The organism is Micromonospora sp. L32, assembly GCF_052068055.1.
GTDB classification, from domain to species: domain Bacteria; phylum Actinomycetota; class Actinomycetes; order Mycobacteriales; family Micromonosporaceae; genus Micromonospora; species Micromonospora purpureochromogenes.
Window position 1 is genome coordinate 180,842 of the sequence record NZ_JBQHDD010000003.1, and the last position, 22,763, is coordinate 203,604.

The 22,763-nt window shown below is 74.1% G+C and carries 20 protein-coding genes and 1 pseudogene; 2 read left to right on the forward strand and 19 right to left on the reverse strand.

Annotated features, from left to right (window positions below; genetic code table 11):
• Positions 1-20 precede the first annotated feature (20 nt).
• From rny to ACTMTB_RS09780, 9 genes are all read right to left on the reverse strand, one after another.
• A complete protein-coding gene (rny, locus tag ACTMTB_RS09740) occupies positions 21-1,787 on the reverse strand; it encodes a ribonuclease Y (RefSeq protein WP_441144301.1) in 1,767 nt (588 codons plus the stop codon).
• Positions 1,788-2,419: 632 nt separating this feature from the next.
• Complete coding sequence (locus ACTMTB_RS09745; protein WP_441144303.1) at positions 2,420-3,124, reverse strand: 3-keto-5-aminohexanoate cleavage protein; 705 nt, start codon at positions 3,122-3,124, stop codon at positions 2,420-2,422.
• A gap of 170 nt (positions 3,125-3,294) precedes the next feature.
• A complete protein-coding gene (locus ACTMTB_RS09750; protein WP_210779465.1) occupies positions 3,295-3,990 on the reverse strand; it encodes a regulatory protein RecX in 696 nt (231 codons plus the stop codon).
• 15 nt (positions 3,991-4,005) lie between these two features.
• Entirely contained in the window at positions 4,006-5,052 is a 1,047-nt protein-coding gene (recA, locus tag ACTMTB_RS09755) for a recombinase RecA (protein WP_088963361.1), read from the reverse strand.
• A gap of 185 nt (positions 5,053-5,237) precedes the next feature.
• Positions 5,238-5,438, reverse strand: coding sequence for a DUF3046 domain-containing protein (locus ACTMTB_RS09760; protein WP_088963362.1), 201 nt, complete (start codon positions 5,436-5,438; stop codon positions 5,238-5,240).
• A gap of 4 nt (positions 5,439-5,442) precedes the next feature.
• Positions 5,443-6,786 carry an MFS transporter gene (locus tag ACTMTB_RS09765; protein WP_441144306.1) on the reverse strand — a complete coding sequence of 448 codons (1,344 nt, stop codon included), beginning with the start codon at positions 6,784-6,786 and terminating at the stop codon, positions 5,443-5,445.
• A 74-nt stretch (positions 6,787-6,860) separates the two neighbouring features.
• Complete coding sequence (locus ACTMTB_RS09770) at positions 6,861-8,003, reverse strand: acyl-CoA dehydrogenase family protein (RefSeq protein WP_441144308.1); 1,143 nt, start codon at positions 8,001-8,003, stop codon at positions 6,861-6,863.
• A gap of 76 nt (positions 8,004-8,079) precedes the next feature.
• The gene (locus tag ACTMTB_RS09775; protein ID WP_357610886.1) at positions 8,080-8,778 is read right to left on the reverse strand and encodes a UdgX family uracil-DNA binding protein; all 699 of its coding nucleotides are present in this window, start codon (positions 8,776-8,778) and stop codon (positions 8,080-8,082) included.
• 97 nt (positions 8,779-8,875) lie between these two features.
• A complete protein-coding gene (locus ACTMTB_RS09780) occupies positions 8,876-10,216 on the reverse strand; it encodes an aminotransferase class I/II-fold pyridoxal phosphate-dependent enzyme (RefSeq protein ID WP_441144311.1) in 1,341 nt (446 codons plus the stop codon).
• A gap of 38 nt (positions 10,217-10,254) precedes the next feature.
• Here ACTMTB_RS09780 and ACTMTB_RS09785 point away from each other — a divergent pair, with 38 nt between their 5' ends.
• Together ACTMTB_RS09785 and leuE are read left to right on the forward strand one after the other, a co-directional pair.
• Positions 10,255-11,499 carry a bifunctional pyridoxamine 5'-phosphate oxidase family protein/GNAT family N-acetyltransferase gene (locus tag ACTMTB_RS09785; protein WP_441144313.1) on the forward strand — a complete coding sequence of 415 codons (1,245 nt, stop codon included), beginning with the start codon at positions 10,255-10,257 and terminating at the stop codon, positions 11,497-11,499.
• The gene (leuE, locus tag ACTMTB_RS09790) at positions 11,499-12,167 is read left to right on the forward strand and encodes a leucine efflux protein LeuE (RefSeq protein WP_280836540.1); all 669 of its coding nucleotides are present in this window, start codon (positions 11,499-11,501) and stop codon (positions 12,165-12,167) included. Before ACTMTB_RS09785 ends, leuE begins: the two co-directional genes overlap by 1 nt.
• Positions 12,168-12,294: 127 nt before the next feature.
• Here the strand turns inward: leuE and ACTMTB_RS09795 are convergent, their stop codons facing one another.
• The 10 genes and pseudogenes from ACTMTB_RS09795 to ACTMTB_RS09840 form a co-directional block, all read right to left on the reverse strand.
• The gene (locus ACTMTB_RS09795) at positions 12,295-13,218 is read right to left on the reverse strand and encodes a sporulation protein (RefSeq protein ID WP_441144315.1); all 924 of its coding nucleotides are present in this window, start codon (positions 13,216-13,218) and stop codon (positions 12,295-12,297) included.
• Between the two features lie 264 nt (positions 13,219-13,482).
• Positions 13,483-14,547: a hemolysin family protein gene (locus ACTMTB_RS09800; RefSeq protein WP_441144317.1), complete on the reverse strand. Its 1,065-nt coding sequence runs from the start codon at positions 14,545-14,547 to the stop codon at positions 13,483-13,485.
• Complete coding sequence (locus tag ACTMTB_RS09805) at positions 14,544-15,896, reverse strand: hemolysin family protein (protein WP_441144319.1); 1,353 nt, start codon at positions 15,894-15,896, stop codon at positions 14,544-14,546. The genes ACTMTB_RS09800 and ACTMTB_RS09805 overlap by 4 nt, the downstream gene beginning before the upstream one ends.
• A gap of 160 nt (positions 15,897-16,056) precedes the next feature.
• Positions 16,057-16,398 carry a monovalent cation/H(+) antiporter subunit G gene (gene mnhG, locus ACTMTB_RS09810; RefSeq protein ID WP_441144321.1) on the reverse strand — a complete coding sequence of 114 codons (342 nt, stop codon included), beginning with the start codon at positions 16,396-16,398 and terminating at the stop codon, positions 16,057-16,059.
• A gap of 73 nt (positions 16,399-16,471) precedes the next feature.
• Positions 16,472-16,735, reverse strand: coding sequence for a monovalent cation/H+ antiporter complex subunit F (locus tag ACTMTB_RS09815; protein WP_280836446.1), 264 nt, complete (start codon positions 16,733-16,735; stop codon positions 16,472-16,474).
• Positions 16,732-17,319 (reverse strand): Na+/H+ antiporter subunit E, encoded by a 588-nt coding sequence (locus ACTMTB_RS09820; protein ID WP_441144323.1) that lies wholly within the window; start codon positions 17,317-17,319, stop codon positions 16,732-16,734. Before ACTMTB_RS09820 ends, ACTMTB_RS09815 begins: the two co-directional genes overlap by 4 nt.
• A complete protein-coding gene (locus tag ACTMTB_RS09825; RefSeq protein WP_441144325.1) occupies positions 17,316-18,821 on the reverse strand; it encodes a Na+/H+ antiporter subunit D in 1,506 nt (501 codons plus the stop codon). The genes ACTMTB_RS09820 and ACTMTB_RS09825 overlap by 4 nt, the downstream gene beginning before the upstream one ends.
• The gene (locus ACTMTB_RS09830; protein ID WP_441144327.1) at positions 18,818-19,300 is read right to left on the reverse strand and encodes a Na(+)/H(+) antiporter subunit C; all 483 of its coding nucleotides are present in this window, start codon (positions 19,298-19,300) and stop codon (positions 18,818-18,820) included. The genes ACTMTB_RS09825 and ACTMTB_RS09830 overlap by 4 nt, the downstream gene beginning before the upstream one ends.
• Positions 19,297-22,134 carry a Na+/H+ antiporter subunit A gene (locus tag ACTMTB_RS09835; protein WP_441144329.1) on the reverse strand — a complete coding sequence of 946 codons (2,838 nt, stop codon included), beginning with the start codon at positions 22,132-22,134 and terminating at the stop codon, positions 19,297-19,299. Before ACTMTB_RS09835 ends, ACTMTB_RS09830 begins: the two co-directional genes overlap by 4 nt.
• Positions 22,135-22,371: 237 nt before the next feature.
• Positions 22,372-22,729: pseudogene (locus ACTMTB_RS09840) on the reverse strand (hypothetical protein); the annotation flags it as partial.
• Between the last annotated feature and the right edge of the window lie 34 nt (positions 22,730-22,763).

The following is a 22,763-nucleotide window of genomic DNA, read 5'->3' on the forward strand; positions in this document are numbered from 1 at the left end:
CCCTCTTCGTCTGCGTACCGTCAGCGGGCGATCTCGGTGACTCGGGACTCGCGGACCACGGTCACCCGGATCTGCCCCGGGTAGGTCAGCTCCTCCTCGATCTGCTTGGCCACGTCCCGGGCCAGGACCGCCGCGCCGATGTCGTCGACGTCCTCCGGCTTGACCATCACCCGGACCTCCCGGCCCGCCTGCATCGCGAAGACCTTCTCCACGCCGAGCTTGCCGGCCGCGATCTCCTCGATCCGCTCCAGCCGCTTGACGTACGCCTCCAGGCTCTCCCGCCGGGCGCCCGGCCGCCCGCCCGAGCAGGCGTCGGAGGCCTGGGTGAGCACCGCCTCGATGGTCTGCGGCGGCACCTCGTTGTGGTGCGCCTCGATGGCGTGCACCACGTCCTCGCTCTCGCCGTACTTGCGGGCCAGGTCGGCGCCGATGATGGCGTGCGAGCCCTCCACCTCGTGGGTGAGCGCCTTGCCGATGTCGTGCAGGAACGCGCACCGCTTGATGGTGGGAATGTCCAACCGCAGCTCGGCGGCCATGATCCCGGCGATGTGCGCGGTCTCCACCAGGTGCTTGAGCACGTTCTGCCCGTACGACGTCCGGTAGCGCAACCGGCCGAGCAGGGTGACCAGCTCCGGGTGGATCTCGGTGATCCCGACCTCGACCAGGGCGTCCTCGGCGGCCCGGTGGCAGAGCTCCTCCACCTCCTGGCGGGCCAGGTCGTGCACCTCCTCGATCCGGTGCGGGTGGATCCGGCCGTCGAGGACCAGCTTCTCCAGGGTGAGCCGGCCGACCTCCCGGCGTACCGGGTCGAAGCAGGACAGCAGCACCGCCTCGGGAGTGTCATCGATGATCAGGTTGACCCCGGTGACCGACTCGAAGGCGCGGATGTTGCGCCCCTCCCGGCCGATGATCCGCCCCTTCATCTCGTCGCCCGGCAGGTGCAGGACGCTGACCACGCTCTCCGCGGTCTGCTCGCTGGCCACCCGCTGGATGGCGTCCACCACGATGTGCCGGGCGCGCTGCTCGGCGGTGTTGCGGGCGTCGGACTCGATGTCCCGCACCAGCAGCGCGGCCTCCCGCTTGGCCTGCGTCTCGATCGCCTCGATCAGCTCCGCCCGCGCGGCGTCGGCGGTCAGCCCGGCGACCCGTTCCAGCTCACGGCGGCGCTGCTCCTCGGCGGCGGCCAGCTCGGTCTCCCGCTCCACCAGCCCGGCCTCCCGCCGCGCCAGCTCGGCGCTGGCCGCGGTGAGCTGCCGTTCCCGCTCGGCCAGGCGCTCGACCTCCTCGGTGTGCAGCCGCTCCCGCTCGTCCATCCTGGCGGCCCGGCGTTCCACCTCGGCGGCCTGCTCGCGGGTGGTGGCGGCGAGGACGGCCACCTCCCGCTCACCGCTGCGCCGGGCGGCGGTCCGCAACTGCTCGGCGTCGGCCTCGGCCTGCCGGTGGGCCCGCTCCAGGATGGTGTCCGCCTCGGCACGGGCGTCGTCGAGCACCCGGCGGGCCTCGGCCCGGGCCGACTTCGCCTCCGCCTTCGCGGCGGCCGCCTCGGTCCGGGCGGCGGCCGCGGCGGACTTCGCCACGTCGATGGTGCTGTTCGCCTCGTTGGCGGCGCTGCGCAGCGCCGCCAGGGACTGCTCCTGGCGGTCCTTTTCGGCGATGAAGGCCGGGTCCTCCGGGGCCGGGGCCGCGCGGAAGCCGCGGATCGCCCGGACGCCGAAGAGCACCGCGCCCACGACGACCAGCGCCAGCAGCAGCACGGCGACGAGCAGCACCACCTCGACGCCGCTCATCTCGGCGCCCCGTCACTGCCGGGCGCGAGGTCGGACCGCTCTACGCCACCGGCGGACCCCCGACCGCCGACACCCCCTGGGGACCCGTGGTCCCTGTGCCGCCCCGTCATGGCCGCCTCCCCTGAACGTCGACACCGTGGAGGTTCGTGCCGGTGGGCACGCGCCTCCACGGCCCTGGACGCCCGACCGAGCGGCTGGCCGCGGGTACAGCTCTCCGTCGGCGGTGCCCCGCAGGGCATCGTCGACCGCCGGGTGCAGTTGTCGGATCGCCTCCGGACCGGCTGTCCGGAGCGACCGTCAAAGGCCGGTGGAGCTGGCCAAAGTGATGCTGTTCTGTTACGCGATCTATGTTGTGCGCTTAGCCTGCGCTGGTCGGGCAATGTGAGCCTGTAGGGCGAGGCTAGGTCGCCGAGGGCCGTTCGGTCAAGAACTCATGATCAAACCCCCCGAACGGAGCGAAGTTGAGCCGTCACCCGTTGCTGACGGCATGACGGACAGCAGCGGACAAACGCCCCGACGATCCGGGGTGCCCGTCGCCTTCCGGACCTGCTCACGCCCCCGGCGGGGGCCACTGGGAGCGCGGGATCTGGAGCCGCCGAGGGCGGGGGGTCAGCAGGCGTCGAGCGCGCGGGTCAGGAGGCGCCGAGGGCGCGGGCGGCGGCGACCAGGGCGGCGTTGTCGGGGGCGGGAGCGCCGTCCGGGAGGCCGAGGGTGTCCTCCAGGCCGATCCGGGTGTCCAGGCCCCGGCGTACCGCCTCGGCGAGCACCGGCCAGGCGGCAGCACCCTCGCCGTGCAGCAGCACCGGCGGGCCAGCCGGGGCGAGCAGCGCGAGCATGGCGTCGGCGTCGGCCAGCGCCCGGGTCGGGTCGTCCGGGGTGCACTCGACGAGGACCCGCCCGACCGGCACCCGCCACCCCCGTTGGGCGCGGACGGCCTGCGGGGTCCAGAGGCCGGCCTCGACCAGCACGCCCCGCTCGTGCAGTGCGGCGGCGACCGCCTCCGCCCCCTCCTCGTGCGCGTTCACCGACGCGAAGTCGGGCAGCACCGTCCAGGCCCGTACGGCGGCGACCCGGGCGGCCGGGTCGGGCTCGATCCACGCCCCGGTGCTCACCCCGACGGGGAGCCCCGGACGGGCGGCCCGGACGGCGGTCACCGCGTCGGCGATCACCGCCTGCGCCATCGACTCCACGCCGGAGGCGTCGCGGGGGTGGACGTGCACGGCGGCCACGCCGAGGGCGGCGCAGCGGGCCGCGTCGGCGGCCAGCTCGGCCGGGGTGACCGGCACGCCGGGATGCTCGTCGCGACCCCGGCCGCCGTTGAGACACGCCTTCAGCACCGGATCATCCTTTCCCGCCCGGACGCCACCGGCATGATCAGCGCCGGCCGTCTCGCGGATGCCGGGCGACACCCGGGCCGCAATGGACGGCACCCGGGCGGAGCGGCGCGGGCTTCTCGCTGCGGGACGTCGCTCAGCCGGTGCGCGGGCGTCTCGCGGGGAGGCGTTGGTCAGTCGGTGGCGCGGGTGTCGCGGTCCAGTTCGCCCTCGGCCTCGGCCAGGGCGTCAGCGTCGATCTGCTCGGCGAACTCGGCCGCCTCGGCGCTCTGCGCGGCGAGGGCGTCCTTCACGGCGCGGATCGCCACGCCCGGCGGGTAGCCCTTGCGGGCGAGCATCCCGACCAGCCGGCGGAACACCGCGTCCGGTTCGCCTCGGGCGGTGCGCAGTTTCCGGTCCACCAGGGCGCGGGCGGTCTCCGCCTCGGTCTCCTCGTCCAGCTCGCCGAGCGCCTCGCTGGCCACGTCGCCGTCCACGCCGCGCTGGCGCAGCTCGTTGGCCAGCGCCCGGCGGGCCAGGCCCCGACCGGTGTGCCGGCTGGAGACCCAGGCGCGGGCGAAGGCGGCGTCGTCGATGATGCCGACCTCGTCGTACCGGTCGAGCACGTCGGCCGACACCTCGTCGGAGATGCCCCGCTTGGCCAGCGCGCCGGCCAGCTCGGCCCGGGTACGCGGGCGCACCGCGAGCTGCCGCAGGCAGATCTCCCGGGCCACCTCGGCCTCGTCGCGCGGTGGGGTCGGGGTCGCCTCCGGCTCGGTCTCGTCGGACCGGCCACGACGACCTCGACGGGGCCGTGGGGTGGTGCCGTCACCCGCTCGAGGCGGGCTGGCATCCCAGCCCCGCCCCGTGCGGGCACGTCGTCCTGCCACTTAGCCGGCGGCCGATCAGAAGTCGACCGGCGGCAGTTCCGGGCCGCCGGCGGCGTCGCCCGCGCCGACCCCGACGCCGAGCTTCTCCAGGATCTTCTTCTCGATCTCGGCGGCGACGTCCGGGTTCTCCTTGAGGAACTCCCGGGCCTTCTCCTTGCCCTGGCCGAGCTGGTCACCGTCGTAGGTGTACCAGGCGCCGGACTTGCGGATGATCGCCTGCTCCACGCCGACGTCGATCAGCGAGCCCTCGCGGGAGATGCCCTTGCCGTACATGATGTCGAACTCGGCCTGCTTGAACGGCGCGGCGACCTTGTTCTTCACGACCTTGACCCGGGTGCGGTTACCGACCACGTCGGTGCCGTCCTTCAGGCTCTCGATGCGGCGCACGTCGAGTCGGACCGAGGCGTAGAACTTCAGCGCCCGACCACCGGTGGTGGTCTCCGGGCTGCCGAACATCACGCCGATCTTCTCGCGGAGCTGGTTGATGAAGATCGCCGTGGTGCCGGTGTTGTTGAGCACACCGGTGATCTTCCGCAGCGCCTGGCTCATCAGCCGGGCCTGGAGGCCCACGTGGCTGTCGCCCATCTCGCCCTCGATCTCGGCGCGCGGCACCAGAGCGGCCACCGAGTCGATCACGACGATGTCGATCGCGCCGGAGCGGACCAGCATGTCGGTGATCTCCAGCGCCTGCTCGCCGGTGTCCGGCTGGGAGACCAGCAGGGCGTCGGTGTCGACGCCGAGGGCCTTCGCGTAGTCCGGGTCGAGCGCGTGCTCGGCGTCGATGAAGGCGGCGATGCCGCCGGCCCGCTGGGCGTTGGCCACCGCGTGCAGGGCGACCGTGGTCTTACCGCTGGACTCGGGACCGTAGATCTCGACGACCCGGCCGCGGGGCAGGCCGCCCACGCCGAGCGCCACGTCGAGCGCGATCGAGCCGGTGGGGATCACCGAGGTCTGGATGACCGGCCGCTCCCCCAGCCGCATCACCGAACCCTTGCCGAACTGCTTGTCGATCTGAGCGAGAGCAAGGTCGAGTGCCTTCTCCCGATCGGGCCCTGCGGCCATGTTTGCCACCCCTGCCTTCGCCGGCGTCTTTCCTGAGCTTCGCGTCACGCGGGACACGCTAGGCGCTGGGTCCGACAGAAAACCAGCCGACGGGCCGTGAGCTGTGGACGAGCACCCCGCTGTGGACAATAGCCGAACAGGTGTACGAGTCGGCAAGCGACACGCGGGAGCGACGAGAACGCCGCTCAGCGTAGCCGGGCGGGCACCCGGTCGGGATAGGCGGCGACGACGGCCCGCCACACCACGTGGGTCTGCTCACCCGAGGCGAGCGCCTGCTCGATGGTCCGCCCGCCCAGCTGGGACAACACCTGGTCGCGGGCGATGCTGGCCGCGTAGCCCGGCCCGAAGGCCTCGTCCAGCCGGGCCCAGAAGTCGGTCAGCCGCACGTGATCAGTCCTCCTCGTCCGGTGCCGCCACCGGCACCGGACGCAACGCTAGCGCCACCAGGGGCACCACCGCGATCGCCGCCAGCAGGGTCAGCACCGGATAACCCGCCGCCCGCATGACAAACCCGCTCAGGGCGGCGGCGCCGGCGCCGGCCAGCCCCATCGTCAGGTCGGAGAGACCCTGCACGCTCGGCCGGATCGCCGCCGGCACCGACTCCGACAGCAGGGTGGAGCCGGCCACCATGGTGCCGGACCAACCCAGCCCGAGCAGGGCCAGGCCGACCGAGAGCCGGGGCGTGTGGTGCCCGGCGGTGCCGGCGACCGCGCACGCGGCCAGCAGCAGCCCGACGCCGCCGAGGACGACCGCGCGCCGTCCCACCCGGTCGGTGAGCCAGCCCACCAGCGGGCTGAGCGCGTACATGCCGGCGATGTGCAGGCTCAGCACGATGCCGACCACCCGCAGCACGTCGGCGTCGCCGTGCGACTCGCCGAGGCGTACCGGCGTCATCGACATCACCGCGACCATCACCACGTGGCCGACCGCCACCGCCGCGATGCCGAGCCGGGCCGCCGGGCGGTCGCGTACCACCTGCCAGGCCGCGCGCATCCCCGCACCGCGCCGGGCGGTCCGCGCCGGCGCGGCGACGGCCTCGGCCGGCGGGGTGACGTCCGCGACGGCGGCCGCGACCGGGGCGTCGGCCGCCGCCAGCCGGCGCGCGGTGAGCAGCGGGTCGGGCCGCAGCAGCACCAGGAGTACGACGGCGGCGAGCACGAACGCGGCGGCGCTGAACGCGAACGGACCGGCCAGCGGTGGCAGTCCCCACCCGCTGGTGGTGCCGTCGGCGAGCGCGGCGAAGTTCGGCGCGGCCACCGCGCCGATGGTGGTGGCCCAGACGATCAGCGACAGCTGGCGGCCCCGGCGGGCCGGCTCGGCGAGGTCCACCGCGGCGTAGCGGGCCTGGAGGTTCGCCGCGGTGCCGCCGCCGAAGAGCAGCATGCCGAGGAAGAGCAGCGGTACGGAGCGGGTGACCGTGGCGAGCACCACCAGCACGGCGCCGACGGCGCCGGACAGGTAGGCGACGGCCAGCCCGGGTCGCCGGCCGTGCCCGTTCATGATCCGGGTGACCGGGACGGCGAGCAGCGCCCCGCCGACCACGGCGGCGCTCTGCGCCAGGCCGGCGACGGCGGTCCCGGCGACCCGGGCGGCGAGCAGCGCCCCCACCGAGATGCCGATGGTGACGCCGATCCCGCCGATGATCTGGGTGCTGAACAGCAGGCGCAGGGTCCGTCGCTGGATCGGCGCGACGTCCGGCCGGGTACGGGTCGGCGCGGTCAGGTCGGTGGCCATGCGGCCTCCTCGGTAAGGGGTCAGACGCGGCCCCATCCTTGCAAACCGGCCCCGCCCCGGGGGACCCGGTTTCGCTAAAGGCCGAGCCCGCGCCCGATGATCTCCTTCATGATCTCGGTGGTGCCGCCGTAGATGGTCTGCACCCGCCCGTCCAGCCAGGCCTTCGCCACCGGGTACTCCAGCATGAACCCGTAGCCGCCGTGCAGCTGCACGCAGCGGTCGGCGACCTTGTTCTGCAGCTCGGTGGTCCACCACTTGGCCTTCGCGGCGTCGGTGACCGAGAGCCGGCCGGCGTTGAACTCGGCCACGCAGTGGTTGACGAAGGTGCGCGCGATGGTGACCTCGGTGTCCAGCTCCGCCAGCAGGAACCGGTTGTGCTGGAACCTGCCGATCGGCCGGCCGAACGCCTCCCGCGAGCGGGCGTAGTCGAGGGTCACCGCGAGCAGCTTCTCCGCCGCCGCCACCGCCGCGACGGCGATGCTGAGCCGTTCCCGGGGCAGGTTGGCCATCAGGTGGTAGAAGCCGTGGTTCTCGGTGCCGATCAGGTTCTCCGCCGGCACCCGGCAGTCGTCGAAGAAGAGCTCGGCGGTGTCGTTGGCCTTCAGGCCCACCTTCGCCAGCCGCCGGCCCCGGGTGAAGCCGGGGGTACCGGTCTCCACCGCGACCAGGCTGACCCCGTGCGCGCCCTGGTCCGGCGCGGTACGCACCACCACGATCACCAGGTCGGCCATCTCGCCGTTGGTGATGAACGTCTTCTGCCCGTTGAGCAGCCACCCGTCGCCGTCGCGGACCGCGCTGGTGCGGATCCCGGCCAGGTCGCTGCCGGCGCCCGGTTCGCTCATCGCGATCGCGGTGACCAGGTCACCCGAGCAGAACCCGGGCAGCCAGCGCTTGCGCTGCTCGTCGGTGGTCAGCTCGGTCAGGTACGGCGCCACCACGTCGTTGTGCAGGCCGAAGCCGAGCCCCGAACAGCCCGACGCGACGATCTCCTCGTCCAGCACCGCGTTGAACCGGAAGTCGCGCTGCCCGCCGCCGCCGTGGTCGGTGTCGACGTCCATGCCGAGCAGCCCCGCCGCGCCGGCCTTGCGCCACACCTCGCGGTCGACGATGCCGTCGGCCTCCCACCGGGGGTGGTGCGGCACCGCCTCGCGGGCCAGGAACTCCCGGCACAGGTCGCGGAACTCCTCGTGGACCGGTTCGTACAGATGCTGCTCCATGGCGGCCAGTGTGGCACCGCTCACCCGCGCTGCCCAGGGGGCGGTGGCAGGCGTTGCCAGCGGCTCACCCGGGGCGCTACCCGGCCAGTGCGCGGGCGCCGACGGTCAGGTCCTGCACCAGCCCCGCGTACGCGGCGTCCTGGTCGTCGGCGCGCAGCACGGCGGACGGGTGGATGGTGGCCAGCAGCTGCGCGGCCGGCGCGTCGGCCACCTTCCCGGCGCTGTCCACCGGGACCCGGACGAAGTCCTCCGGGCGTTGCGCGGCGGCCGGCCAGGGCAGCAGCTCGCCGCGCTGCTTGGTCACCCGGAACGCCGGGCCGAGCAGGGCCTTGGCGGCGGTCGCGCCGAGCACCACCACCAGATCCGGACGCAACCGGGAGAACTCCGCGACCAGCCAGGGCCGGCAGGCGGTGATGTGCACCCGGTCCGGCGTCTGGTGGATGCGCCGCTTCCCGCGCAGCTCGAACCTGAAGTGCTTTACGGCATTCGTCAAATAGATGTGCTTTGGGTCGATTCCGGCGTCGTCGACCGCTCGCCGCAACAGCCGGCCGGCCGGCCCGACGAAGGGCAGTCCTTTTTGATCTTCCATGTCGCCGGGCTGCTCGCCGACCAGGACCACCCGGGCGCTCTCGTCACCCCGGCCGAAGACCGTCTGCGAAGCGTCGCGGTACAGCTCGCAGCCCCGGCAACCGGCGGCCGCGGCGCGCAGCTCGTCGAGGGTGTCGGCCTGCGGCGGGATGAACTTCTGCGCACCGGGCGCGTCGGTCTCGGCCATGGCGAACTTTATATCCCGGATTCGCCGGCGACGCCGGGTGTGGCGCGGCCACTTACCCTCCGGAATGTCGACCATGCGCCTCGAGGACCAGTCGTGGTCACGCGGTGAACCGACCCGGCGGGGCCGGCCGGAGCGCCCGCGCGACCGCGTCGGCGACCGGCACCAGGTCGGCGTCGTCGAGCGCGCTGACGGTGATCCGGACCCCGGGCTCGGCACCGATCCGGTAGAGCGCGCCGGGCGCCACCGACCACCCGGCGTCGCGCAGCGCGGTGACCACACTGGTCTCGTCCGGCACCGGCAGCCAGATGTTGATGCCGCTGCGACCGCGCCCGGCCAGGCCCCGGGCGGCGAGCGCCGCCAGCAGCCCGGTACGTCGCCGCTCGTACTCCTCGCCGGAGCGGCGGACCAGCTCCGCGGTGGCCGGGTCACGCCAGAGCGAGAGCACGAGCCGTTGCAGCACGGTGGAGACCCAACCGGCGCCGACCCGGGCACGGCCGGCGACCCGGGACACCGTGGCCTCGTCGCCGGCCAGCACCGCCAGCCGCAGGTCGGGCCCGAACGGCTTGCTCACCGAGCGGACGAAGGCCCACGCCGGGGTCGCCCCGGCGAGCGGGTGCAGCGGCACCCGGGCCAGCTCGGCGGCATGGTCGTCCTCGATCAGCAGCAGGTCGGGGCGGCCGGCGAGCAGCTCCCGCAGGGCTCCGGCCCGCTCGGCGGAGACTGCGGCGCCGGTCGGGTTCTGCGCGCGGCTGGTCACCACCAACGCCCGGGCGCCGAGGGCCACGGCGTCGCGCACGCCGGCCTCGGTGGGCCCGTCGTCGTCCACCGGTACGCCGATCGGCCGCAGCCCGAGCGCGGCGACCAGGTCGAGCAGGTTGGCCCAGCCCGGGTCCTCCACCGCCACCGCGTCACCGGGCCGCAGGTGCGCGGCGAGCAGCCGCTCGATGCCGTCCAGCGCGCCCCCGGTCACGGTGATCTCCTCGGCCGGTACGCCGTCGGCGGCGAGCCGGTCCCGGGCCGCCTCGGCGAACGCGGGGAGCAGGGCGGTCGAGGCGTACCCGACGGGTGGGCCGATCTCGGCGGCCAGCGCGGCCAGGTGCGGGCCGAGCGGGGGCAGCAGCCGAGGGTCGGGGTACCCCTGGGAGAGGTCGCGGGTGCCGGGCGCGGGCGGCGGGTGCAGCGCGGCGCGCCGGCCGGTGACCGGGGGCCGGGGGCGCACCCGGGTGCCGTGGCGGCCGGCGGTCACGATCAGACCCCGCTGGCGCAGCTCCTGGTAGGCCCGGGCGACGGTGGCCGGGCTGACCCCCAACTCGGTGGCGAGCGCCCGGACGGCGGGCAGCGGACTGCCCGGGGCCAGCGCGTCGGCCCGGATGCCGGTTTCCACGCTCGCCGAAATGGCGGCCGACGTACTGCCACTGATCTGATAACGTACTGCCACAGTTAGCGGATTGTACTAGAACAAAGGTGGGATGTCGCATGTACGCCCCGACCCCGCGCACCACGGCCAGCCGCTCGCGTGACCGGATGAGCTACGACCCGGCGGCCGTGCACGCCGTGCTCGACGAGGCGTACCACTGCGTGCTCGGGTTCACCGTCGACGGCGAGCCCCGGCTGCTGCCCACCCTGCACGTGCGCATCGGCGACACCCTCTACCTGCACGGCTCCACCGGCAGCCGGCCGCTGCTCGCCGCCCGCGGTGACGACGGACTGCGGATCTGCGTCACCGTCACCCTGCTCGACGGGCTGGTCTACGCCCGCTCACAGTTCCACCACAGCGCCAACTACCGGTCGGTGGTCGCGCACGGCACCGCCCACCTGGTCACCGACGACGCAGAGAAGTCACGGATGCTGACCGCCCTGGTGGAGAAGGTCGCCGCCGGTCGCAGCGCGGACAGCCGCCCGCCGAGCCGCCGGGAGCTGGCCGAGACGGCCGTGCTGGCGCTGCCGCTGCGCGAGGTGTCGCTGCGGTCCCGCACCGGTGGGGTCCGCGACGACCCCGCCGACCTCGACCTGCCGTACTGGGCCGGGGTGGTGCCGCTGCGGCTGACCGCCGGGCTGCCGGAACCGGACGCGGGCGTCACCGCGCCGGTGCCGGCGGGACTGCGGACCGCCGGTTCGCCGTGGCGGGAGGCGGCGACCCTGCGGGGCGAGCACGTGCTGCTGGAGCCGCTGGACCTGGCCCACGCCGACGAGCTCTTCACCGCCACCGCCGAACCGGAGGTCTGGGCGCACCTCAGCCACCCGCTGCCCACCGACCCGGCCACCATGAGGGAGATCGTCGCGGGCGCGCTGGCGGCCGGGCACCGGGGCGAACGGGTGCCCTGGGTGCAGCGCTGCGCGCGGACGGGCGCGGTGGTCGGCACCACCTCGTACTACGACATCGACCCCGAGCGGCGGGCGGTCGCCATCGGCCACACCTGGCTCGGCCGGCCCTGGTGGCGCAGCGGGATCAACACCGAGGCCAAGCGGCTGCTGCTCAGCCGTGCCTTCGACGAGCTCGGCGCGGTCCGGGTGGCGTGGCACACCGACATCCGCAACACCCGCTCGCAGGCGGCGATCGAGCGTCTGGGCGCCACCCGGGAGGGCGTGCTGCGGATGCACCGGCAGCGCCCGGACGGCTCCTGGCGGGACACCGTGCAGTACGCGATGACCGTCGACGAGTGGCCGAACGCACAGGCCAGGCTCCGGGAAAGGCTTCGCCGTACGGCACCCGTGGCGTGATGATGGCGGGCGTGCTGGGCATCACCGACATCTGGACGTACGTGCTGGGGACCGTGGCGATCATTCTGCTGCCGGGGCCGAACTCGCTCTTCGTGCTCTCCACCGCCGCCAAGCGGGGGGTGGGGGCCGGCTACCGGGCCGCGGGCGGGGTGTTCGTCGGCGACGGGGTGCTGATGTTCCTCTCCGCCGCCGGGGTGGCGTCGCTGCTCAAGGCGTACCCGCCGCTCTTCCTGGTGATCAAGTACGCGGGTGCGGCGTACCTCGGGTATGTCGGGCTGACGATGCTGCGCGGCGCCTGGCGGCGCTGGCGTGACCGCAACGACCCGGCGGCGCCGCGGCTGATCGACGCCGCGGAGCCGGCGGCGATGCGCAGCCCGTTCCGCAAGGCGTTGGTGATCAGCCTGCTCAACCCGAAGGCGATCCTCTTCTTCATCTCGTTCTTCATCCAGTTCGTCGACCCCGGGTACGCCTGGCCGGCGCTGTCGTTCCTGCTGCTCGGGCTGATCGCCCAGGTCACCAGCGCGCTCTACCTGACCGCGTTGATCTTCATGGGCACCTTCCTGGCCGCCCAGTTCCGGCGCCGCCGGCGGCTGGCCGCGAGCGCGACCACCGGCGTCGGGGTGCTCTTCCTCGGCTTCAGCCTGAAGCTCGCCACCGCCTCGGTCTGACCCCGGCCGGGCGGTTGGTGTCGCGGGAGGCGCGGTCGGCGGCGGCGCCCCGGGTGCCGCCGCCCCCGCCGGGGTCTGGCGATCAACCGCCGTCGCCCCCACCTCGGTCGGGCGCCGGCGCAGGGCATCAGGTGCCGTCGCCACCACCGCCGCCGATGCCCCCGCCCCCGGCGGTGCCGCCGAGGCCGTAGCCGGGCGCGACCGGTTCGTCGGGATGGCGGCTGACGTGGGCGGACTCGGTGATCTTGGCGGACCGGTCGGCGTGCGAGGCGGCCGCCGCGTGCCGGTTGATCGCCACGCGCAGCCACCCGTCCACGACGGCCACCCAGTCCCGCTGGTCGGCACCGGTGTGCCAGATCCGGAAGCGGCTGATGCTCTGGTGGCTGATCCCGGTCAGCGACAGCCGGCGGTCCAGCCAGAGGACCACCTCCAGGCCGGCCGAGTTCGCCACGAAGATCACCTCCAGCTCGGTGATCGGGCCGGCGTAGAGCGGTCCCACCCAGTAGCCGACTCGCTGGTGCACCGGCAGCGCCTGCTCGACGCCGGGCAGCCGGCCGTGCGACAGGCCGGCCTGCCGGATCAGGAAGCCGAGCGTGTCCAGTGCGGCGAGGATGTGCTGCTGGGTGGGGAGCGGATGGACGAAGACCGGCACCATCGCCCCCTGGTCCAGCTCGGGGTCGACCGACACCTCGGTCCGTAGCCCGGTGCGCATGCTCATCAGGGGCACCCCGCCGAAGATCGTCACCGGGGTCTCCCAGGGCAGCGGCAGGGCGAAGTCGATCGCCCGGCGTCGCCCCGCCGGCACCACGAACCGGCCGCCGATGGGCACCTGGTGGTACTGCACCAGTCGCCGTGGACTGCGCGGATCGTCCGATTCTGCGGTGGCGACCAGGCCCAGCCGGACGTGCCGGATCGGCACGTCGTCCGGCCCGGCGGCGAGCGTCACCCGCCCCGGCAACCGCAGCCCCGGCCGGGTGCTCGGATTGGTCAGCGCGGTGCTCACCGAGAGCCCGGTCCACCCGGACTCCCGCGCCACCCCGGTCAGCCGCACGCCCGCGCTCCCCTCCCCTCGCCTCGCTCGGGGCTTTCCCACCCCCCGTCCCGGCACTCCCCGCGCGGCGGTCCGCCGCACTTCCCGAGCGCCCCGAGCGGCAGCCCGCCACGCACTTGCACTTTCGGGGAAAGAGTGGCCATTTCCCGCCCGATGGCCACGCTTTCTCCGAAGGTGCGCGGGTCTTGGGGGGAAGGGGGTGGGGACGAGGCCGGCCGCCGGGTCACGGGGAGCCGGCGGCCGGGCGGAAGGTGGGGTGGGGCGTCAGCGGAGGCGTCGGCCGCGCGGGACCGGGTCGGTCTCGTCGTCGAACTCGCCGATGACCTCCTCCAGCAGGTCTTCGAGGGCCACGAAGCCGATCGGACGGGTGGGGCCGCCACCGTTGCGGACCAGCGCGAGCTGGGACTGGTCGGCGCGCATCGCGGCCACCGCCTCGGTGACCGAGGAGGTCGCCGGCAGCGTGAACGCCCGGGTCATCAGCTCGCCCGCCGTCGCGGGCCGGCCGTTGGTGACCGCCCGCACCGCCTCCCGTACGTGGACCAGGCCGCAGACCTCGCCGCCCGGGTCCAGCACGGCGAGCCGGGACCGGCCGCTGTCCCGGCTGACCTGCTCGATCCGGTCCGCGGTGTCGTCCCGGCGGACCGTGACGATCTCGTCGAAGGGCTCCATCACGTCCCGGACGGTGGTGCCCTGCAACTCCAGCATGCTGGTCAGCAGGTGGTGCTGCTCGGCGCCGAGCAGCCCGTGCTCGCGGGACTGCTCCAGCAGGATGCGCAGCTCGTCCGGGCCGTGCACCTGGGCGAGCTGGTCCTGCTGCTGCACCCCGAACAGCCGCAGCACCACGTTGGCCAGCGCGTTGAGCGCCGACAGCACCGGCCGGGCCACCCGGGCGAAGGCCCGGAACGGCAGCGCCAGCAGCAGCGCCGACCGCTCGGCATCGGTGATCGCCCACGACTTCGGGGCCATCTCCCCGACGACCAGGTGCAGGAAGGTCACCAGCGCCAGCGCGAAGACCAGCGCGACGGCGTGGCTGGCCGCGTCGGGCAGGCCCACCGTGTGCAGCAGCGGGCTGAGCAGGTGTTCGATCGCCGGCTCGGCCAGCGCGCCCAGCCCCAGGGTGCACAGCGTGATGCCGAGCTGCGCGCCGGCCAGCATCAGCGACAGCTCGCGGACGCCGTCCAGGGCCGCCCGCGCCGCCCGACCGCCACCGGCGGCCGCCTGCTCCAGGCGGTAGCGCTTGCTCGCCAACAGGGCGAACTCGGCGGCCACGAAGAAGCCGTTGAGCGCCAGCAGCAGCGCCGAGACCAGCAGTGCGACGCCGGGGCTCATGCCGCCACCTCCCCGCCGGGGGCCTCGCCGGCCATCCGCAGCCGCACCGAGTCGGCCACGTGCCGGTCCACGACGAGCACCTCGACCAGGGCGCGCTCGCGTGGCGCCTCGCCGTCGGCGGGCAGGCTGATCTCCAGCCGGTCACCCACCTCGGGCACCCGGCCCAGCTCCCGCATGACCAGCCCGGAGAGGGTGTCGTACTCGGGGGCCTCGGGCAGCGCGATGCCGGTGCTGTCGGCGACCTCGTCGATCCGCCAGCGGGCCGGCACCACCCAGGAGCCGTCCGCCTGCCGGGCGGGGGCGCGCTCCGGCGGGTCGTCCTCGTCGCGGATCGGGCCGACCAGTTCCTCGGCGATGTCCTCCAGCGAAATCACCCCGGCGAAGCCGCCGTACTCGTCGACCACGCAGGCCAGCTGCCGGTGCCCGGACCGCAGCCGGTCCAGCACCGTCGGCAGCGGCAGCGTCTCGGGCACCAGCAACGGGGGTACGGCCACCGCGCTGACCGGGGTGGTGGCGCGCCGCGCCGGGGGTACGCCGAGCACGTCGGCGATGCCGACCACCCCGACCAGGTCGTCCACGCCCTCGGCGCCGCGCACCGGGAAGCGGGAGTGGCCGGTGTCGAGCAGCTCGACGACCCGACTGACCGGCTCGTGCGCCCGTACGGTGTGCACGTCGACCCGGGGCACCATGGCCTCCCCGGCGGTCAGCTCCCGGAAGTCGAGGCCCCGGTCGAGCAGGTCGGACATCTCGGCGTCGAGGTGCCCCTCCTCCCGGGACTCGGCGATGATCTGTTCCAGGTCCTCCGGGGTGGCGCCGCTGGGCAGCTCCTCGATCGGCTCGATGCCGACCCGGCGCAGCAGCCGCACCGCCGCCCGGTCGAAGAGCGTGATCAGCGGGCCGGCGACCTTCAGGTACATCAGGGTGGAGCGGCTCAGCGCCCGGGCCAGCGGCTCGGCGCGGGCGATGGCCAGGTTCTTCGGGGCGAGTTCACCGAGGACCATCTGCACCACGGTGGCGATGAGCAGGGCCAGCACCACCGACAGCGGGAGGCTGACCGCGGTGGCGACACCGGCGCCGCCGAGCAGTTCGGCCAGCCCGGCGCCCAGGTACGGCTCGGCGACGTAACCGACCAGCAGGGCGGTCACGGTGATGCCGAGCTGGGCGCCGGAGAGCATGAACGAGAGCCGGCCGGTGACCTCCAGGGCCCGGGCGGCCGCCTGGTCGCCCTCCTCGGCCTGTTGCTTGAGCCGGCCGCGGTCCACGGCGACGTAGCCGAACTCCTGGGCCACGAAGTAGCCGGTGGCGGCGGTGAGAACGATGATGAGTACGAGACCGACGACGATCAGCACGGGTCGCTCAGGGCTCCCGGGGACGTCGGGGCGAGGGGATGCCGGGCACAACCCGGCTGGCTACTGCTGCCCTCCTGGGCAGAGGAGTCGATCATGCGGCAATTCTATCTGTGGTCGCTGAATGCCCGCTGAAGGTGGGGACAAAGCCGCTGCTCATCCCCTATTTCCGGTGCTCGGCGAGTTCGTCCCGGTCCAGCAGCGTCCGGTCCACCCGCCCCGACCGGTACGCGGCCCGGCCGATCATCTGCGCGGCCACCGGCGCGGTGGCCAGTTGGAAGACGGCGACCAGCGCGATCATGCCGAGGTCGGCGGGGCTGCGCAGCCGCAACGCCAGCCCGAGCAGCAGGAGCAGCGCCCCGAGCACCTGCGGCTTGGTGGCGGCGTGCATCCGGTCCAGCACGTCCGGAAAGCGCAGCACCCCGATCCCGGCGACGAGGCTGAGCAGCGCCCCCGCCACCAGGGCGACCGCACCCAGCCAGTCGGCGACCGTACCCGCGCTCACCGGGCAGCCTCTCCGTTCGCGACGCCGCCGTGCGCCGGCCGGGCCGGGACGGCGGGCAGCCGGGCCGGGCGCGTCACGCCTCCTCCCGGACGGCGAAGCGGACCAGGGCCACCGAGCCGACGAACCCGAGCAGCGAGAGCACCACCAGCACCGGCAGCGTGGTGGCGTGCCGGTTGATCGCGGCCTCCGCCCCGACCGCGCCGAGCATGATCGCGAGCAGCAGGTCGGCGGCGATCACCCGGTCCAGCAGCGACGGGCCCCGGTAGATCCGGGCCAGCGCCAGCAGCGCGGTGACCGAGAGCAGCACGGTGAGGACGACGGTGAGGACGACGGTCATGTGGACCTCCGGTCGACGGGATCGGTGGCGAGCAGGCGCACCTCGGCGTCGGAGCCGATCGCCCGGACGACGCGTTCCTCGACGGCGAGGACCCGGTCCCGGCTGTCGGACAGGTCCTCCGGACGCCGGACGTCCAGGACGTGCACGTAGAGGACGCCCGCGTCCCGGTCGATCTCGAGGATCAGGGTGCCGGGGACCAGCGAGAGCAGCTCGGCGGTGAGCGCCAGGTTGAGGTCGGTGCGCACCCGCAGGCGTACTCCGATGATCGCCCCGCGCGGCCGGTAGCCGGGGCGGACGGCGATCGCGGCGACGTGCACGCTGGCGTCGACCAGCTCGGCGACGAACGTCGTCAGCAGCACCAGCAGCGCCCGGGGCCGCAGCCGGCCGCCGAAGGAGACCGGCGGCAGCGGGAAGAACAGCAGCACCGCGACGCCGACCAGTGCCCCGCCGAGCAGGTTTCCCCAGGAGATCTCGCCCCAGAGCAGGTTCCAGACCGCGATCAGCCAGCCCAGGGCGATGGCCTGGTCGCGGCGGCGGCCGCCGCGCCGCGTAGGCGGTGACCCAGTGGTGTCCGGGGCGGTCACGGGGCACCGTCGGGCAGCACGGCCCGCACGTACGGGGTGCGCAGCCGCAGATCGGCCGCGGCGTCGGCGGTGACGCGGAACAGCGGACCGGCGGCGAGGGTGAACGTCAGGCCCAGCACCACCAGGGCGGCGGTGGCGCCCACCATCAGCTGCGGCAGCCGGACCACCGGTTCGTCGGTGGCCAGCCGGGGCGCCCGCCAGAACGCGATGTTCCACACCCGGGAGGCGGCGTAGAGGGTAAGCAGGCTGGTCGTCGTGCCGGCGGCGACCAGCACCCAGGGCAGCGGCCCGCCGACCGCCACGCCGGCCTGGAGCAGGCCGACCTTGCCGAGGAAGCCGGAGAAGGGCGGGATGCCGGCGAGGTTCATCGCCGGGACGAAGAAGAGCACCGCCAGCAGCGGGGCGATCCGGGCCAGGCCGCCGATCCGGCGCAGGTCGGTGCTGCCGGCGCGCTCCTCGACCAGCCCGGCGACGAGGAAGAGCGTGGTCTGGATGGTGATGTGGTGCACCACGTAGAAGATCGCGCCGGAGAGCGCGGCGGCGGTGCTCAGTGCCACCCCGTAGATCATGTAGCCGATGTGGCTGACCAGCGTGAACGAGAAGAGCCGCTTCATGTCCGACTGCGCCACCGCGCCGAGCACGCCGACCACCATGGTCAGCCCGGCCACCACCATGAGCAGGCCGGAGACCTGCCCGCCGGGGAAGAGCAGCGTCTCGGTCCGGATGATCGCGTAGACGCCGACCTTGGTGAGCAGGCCGGCGAAGACCGCGGTCACCGGGGCCGGCGCGGTCGGGTAGCTGTCCGGCAGCCAGGCGGAAACGGGAAAGACCGCCGCCTTGATGCCGAAGGCGAGCAGCAGCATCAGCTGCAACCCCAGCCGTACGCCGTCCGGCAGCGCGTCGAGGCGGGTGGCGAGCTGGGCCAGGTTGAGGGTGCCGGTGGCGGCGTACACCAGGCTGACCGCGACCAGGAAGATCATCGAGGAGAGGATGCCGACCACGACGTACGTCGAGCCGGTGCGGATCCGGGCCTCGGTGCCGCCCAGGGTGATCAGTACGAAGCTGGCGGCCAGCAGCATCTCGAAGCCGACGAAGAGGTTGAACAGGTCCCCGGCGAGGAAGGCGTTGGTGATACCGGCGGTCAGCACCAGGTAGGTCGGGTGGTAGATGCTCACCGGCGCCGATTCGCTGGTCTCGCTGCGGCCCTGGCCGATGGAGTAGATCAGCACGCAGAGGGTGACCGCCGAGGAGACCACCAGCATCAGCGCGGCCAACTGGTCGGCGACCAGCACGATCCCCACCGGCGCCGGCCACCCGCCCACCTGCGTCACCACCGGCCCGTGCCGGTACGCCTGCACCAGCAGCGCCACCGCGAGAACCAGGTTGCCGGTGAGCGCGACCACGCTGACCGTGCGCTGCACCCGGGGCAGATTGGCCAGGATCAGGGTCAGCGCGGCGCCGAGCAGCGGCACCACCACCGGCAGCGGCAGGAGTCGGTTCACTGCCGCCCACCCCGTCGGCGCAGCCGGCGTCGGGCGGGCCCCGGGTCCACCTGCTCCGGGTCGTCGTTCGGCCCCTCCCCGCCGAGGTCGGCGTCGAGCACCTCGTTGCGCTCGGCGAGCTGCACGATCTGGCGGTCCTCCAGGTCGTCCTGCACCTCGTCGTCGCCGCCGAGATACCAGCTGCGGTAGGCGACCGCCGCGAGGAACGCGGTCAGCCCGAAGGTGATCACGATGGCGGTGAGCACCATGGCCTGGACCAGCGGGTCGCTGAACTCCGCCACCTCGGCGGTGCCGACCACCGGCGCCGCGCCGGACCGGCCGCCGAGCAGGATGAGCAGGTTCACCCCGTTGCCGAGCAGGATGACGCCGAGCAGGATCCGGGTCAGGCTGCGCTCCAGCAGCAGGGTCACCCCGGTGGCCGCGAGCACGCCGACGGCGAGCACCAGCACCAGGGTCGGCCCCGCGCCGCCCTGCCTCACCCCGACTCCCCCTCCCGCTCGACGACGAGCCCCCGCTCGGACCTGCCGGCCGCCTCGATGTGCCGGTCCACCTCGGCGCCGAGGCTGCGCAGGATGTCCAGCACCAGCCCGACCACGACCAGGTAGACGCCGACGTCGAAGAAGAGCGAGGTGACCAGGTACGGCTCGCCCAGCCAGGGCAGCGGCAGGTTCACCTTGGCGCTCTCCAGCACGTCGCCGGTGGTCAGCAGGGACACCACACCGCCGCCGACGGAGATCGCCAGCCCGGCGCCGAGCACCGTGCCCGCGCCGACCGGGGCGCCCTCGGCCAGCTCGTACCGGCCGCCGGCGAGGTAGCGCAGGGTCAGCGCCAGGCTCGCCACCAGGCCGCCGGCGAAGCCGCCGCCGGGGGCGTTGTGGCCGGAGAAGAGCAGGAAGAACGAGAAGAGCACCATGGTGTGGAAGATCAGCCGGGTGACCACCTCGAAGACGATCGAGCGGCGCCGCTCGTGCAGGGTCGGGCCACCGCTGAGCCAGACCGGCCCGGTGTCCCGCCGGGGCGCCCGCGACGGTTCGCCCCGGCGTGGTCGAGGGCCGGTGCGGGACCGCTCGAAGATCAGGCTGGCCACCCCGGTCGCGGCCACCACCAGCACCGCGAGCTCGCCCATGGTGTCCCAGGCCCGGATGTCGACCAGGGTCACGTTGACGACGTTGCGGCCGTACCCCTCGACCACCGCGAGATCGGGGAAGGCCAGCGAGATCGGCGCGGCGGTCCGGGAGCCGGCGGCGGCCAGGGCGAGGCCGGCGAGGACCACCCCGACGCCGACGCCGACCAGCCGCCGCGCCCACCGGCTGCGGCGCAGCGGTCGGGCGGAGAAGCGTTCCGGCAACCGGCGCAGCACCAGCACGAAGACGGCGATGGTCGCCGTCTCCACCAGGAACTGGGTCAGTGCCAGGTCGGGCGCGCCGTAGAGCACGAAGAGCATCGCGGTGCCGTAGCCGGTCACCCCCACCAGCAGCATCGCGGTCAGCCGCCGGCGGGCGCGGACCGCCAGCAGCGCCGCGACCGCGACGACGAGGGTGACCACCAGTTGCAACGGGCTGTCCCAGAGCGCGATCCGCTCGCGCCAGGGGCGGGCGGCCAGCAGCGTCGCGCCGGGCACCAGCACCAGGGCGAGCAGCATCGCGCCCAGGTACTGCGGCAGGGAACCGCGCTGGGTGGCGCCGGTGACCTCGATGGCGAGCCGGTCGAAGCGGTGGGTTACCCACTCGTACCCCTGGTTGCCACCGACCGGCGCGCGCAGCCGGGCCAGCGCGGGCGCGAGCGGGCCGCGCACCGCGTGCAGCACGTAGCCGCCGGCCAGCGCCACCGCCGACAGGCCGAGCGCGGGGGTCAGGCCGTGCCAGAGCGCCAGGTGCTCGTGCGGTGCGCCGAACAGCTCCGCGTACGGACGCAGCGGCCCCTCCAGCCCGGCCACGGCGGGACCGGCGACGAGCCCGCCCACGGCGAGCAGGGCCGGCGGCAGCAGCATCGGCACGGGCACCGGGTCGGGCTCGGTCGGCTCGACGCCCGGCCGGGTGGCGAAGGCGCCCCAGAGGAGCCGGATGCTGTACGCGACGGTGAGGGTGGTGCCGACGACCAGCCCGGCGAGGACGACCGGCCGCTCGGCCAGCGCGGTGAAGACCGCCTCCTTGCCGACGAAGCCGAGCAGCGGCGGCACCCCGGCCATGGAGGCGGCGGCGAGCGCGGCCACCGCGGCGAGCACCGGCGCCCGTCGCCCCAGCCCGGACAGCTCCCGCAGGTCACGGGTGCCGACCTCGTGGTCGATGATGCCCACGACAAGGAAGAGCGCCGCCTTGAACAGGGCGTGCGCCAGCAGCATCACCACCCCGGCGAGCGCGGCGTCCGGGCTGCCGGCGCCGAGCACCACCGCCAGCAGTCCGAGCTGGCTGACCGTGCCGTACGCCAGCAGCAGCTTCAGGTCGCACTGCCGCAGCGCCGCCCAGCCGCCGGCGATCATCGTGACCAGGCCGAGGGTGAGCACCACCGGTCGCCACGGCCCGACGCCGGCCAGCACCGGGGCGAGCATTCCGATCAGGTAGATCCCCGCCTTGACCATGGCCGCCGCGTGCAGGTACGCGCTGACCGGCGTGGGCGCGGCCATCGCCACCGGCAGCCAGGCGTTGAACGGCACGATCGCCGACTTGGCGAGCGCGCCGGTCAGGATCAGCAGTACCGCGACGACCAGCGCGGCGCCGCCGGGCAACGGCGCGCCGGCGATCTCCGACCAGCGGTAGCTGCCCGCGTGCTCGCCGAGGATCAGGAAGCCGACCAGCATGGCCAGGCCGCCCAGGGTGGTGACGGTCAGCGCCTGGGCCGCCGCCCAGCGGCTGGCCCGCCGCTCGGTGCTGTGGCCGATCAGCAGGTAGGAGAAGACCGTGGTCAGCTCCCAGAAGACGTACAGCAGCAGCAGGTCGTCGGCGAGGACCAGGCCGAGCATCGCGCCGGCGAAGGCGACCAGCACCGCGACGAACCGGACCAGGCCGGCGGAGTCGGGGGCGAAGTACCGGCCGCAGTAGATCAGCACCAGCGCGCCGACGCCGCCGACCAGCAGGGTCATCAGCCAGGACAGCGTGGTCAGCCGGAGCGCCACGTCGACGTCGAGCTGGTCGATCCAGTGGTACGTCTCGACGACCGCGCCGCCGTCGCGGACCGTCGGCGTCCGGGTCAGCGCCCAGCCGAACGCGGCGGCCGGCGCCAGCGCGAGCGGGTAGCAGGCGCGCGGACCCCACCGCCGGACCAGCAGCGGCGCGGCGAGGGCCGCCGCCAGGTGGAGGAGCAGCAGTACGAGCACGCGTCCTCCCCCGGTCGAGCTGACGGCGCGCGCCGGGATGAATGTCCCGGTCTGCACCGATCAGACGCCAGATCGCCGGTCGACGGGGCGTTTTGCCGAAATCGCCCGCCTTGGCCGCGCTCCAGGGCGAGGGTGTCAGCTGCCCCCGGTGCTGCTGTGGAGCTGATGTCGTGAACGACTCAGCCGCGCGGCTGACCCGCCCGGCGGGTCAGCGCAGCGCGACGTCGCCGGCCGGCACGGCGGCCTCCCGGGGCGGCCGGTCCCGCCGGGTCTCCACCAGCAGGTCGGGGCGGCCGAGCTGGACGACGACCTTGTTGACCACGCGCTGGGCGGCGGCGAGCGAACGGACCGAGAGCAGGTTGCCCCGGCTCTCCCGGCGCAGCACGAAGTAGTGCACGGCGGCCCGCACCTGACCCCGATCGGCCGCGCTGGCCTGGGCGGTGGAGACGACCAGCTCGCGCAGCGAACGGGCGAGCCGCTCGGCGAGCTCCAGCTCGGGGCCGCGCAGACTGCCCCGGACGGCGGCGAGGTGACTGTCGACCTTCCGGATGAGCACGTCGGTGGCGGGCGCGAAGCCGGGCTCCTCGACGGTCATCCGATCCCCTCCACCCGACGCTGCGTTGCGAGTG

Bases quoted from the DNA above. Each gene is read 5' to 3' on its own strand.
- ACTMTB_RS09775 (WP_357610886.1), bottom strand. From the start codon at position 8,778: ATGGCCGAGACCGACGCGCCCGGTGCGCAGAAGTTCATCCCGCCGCAG.
- ACTMTB_RS09785 (WP_441144313.1), top strand. From the start codon at position 10,255: ATGTACGCCCCGACCCCGCGCACCACGGCCAGCCGCTCGCGTGACCGG.
- ACTMTB_RS09800 (WP_441144317.1), bottom strand. From the start codon at position 14,547: ATGAGCCCCGGCGTCGCACTGCTGGTCTCGGCGCTGCTGCTGGCGCTC.
- ACTMTB_RS09770 (WP_441144308.1), bottom strand. From the start codon at position 8,003: ATGGAGCAGCATCTGTACGAACCGGTCCACGAGGAGTTCCGCGACCTG.
- recA (WP_088963361.1), bottom strand. From the start codon at position 5,052: ATGGCCGCAGGGCCCGATCGGGAGAAGGCACTCGACCTTGCTCTCGCT.
- ACTMTB_RS09765 (WP_441144306.1), bottom strand. From the start codon at position 6,786: ATGGCCACCGACCTGACCGCGCCGACCCGTACCCGGCCGGACGTCGCG.
- leuE (WP_280836540.1), top strand. From the start codon at position 11,499: ATGATGGCGGGCGTGCTGGGCATCACCGACATCTGGACGTACGTGCTG.
- ACTMTB_RS09815 (WP_280836446.1), bottom strand. From the start codon at position 16,735: ATGACCGTCGTCCTCACCGTCGTCCTCACCGTGCTGCTCTCGGTCACC.
- rny (WP_441144301.1), bottom strand. From the start codon at position 1,787: ATGAGCGGCGTCGAGGTGGTGCTGCTCGTCGCCGTGCTGCTGCTGGCG.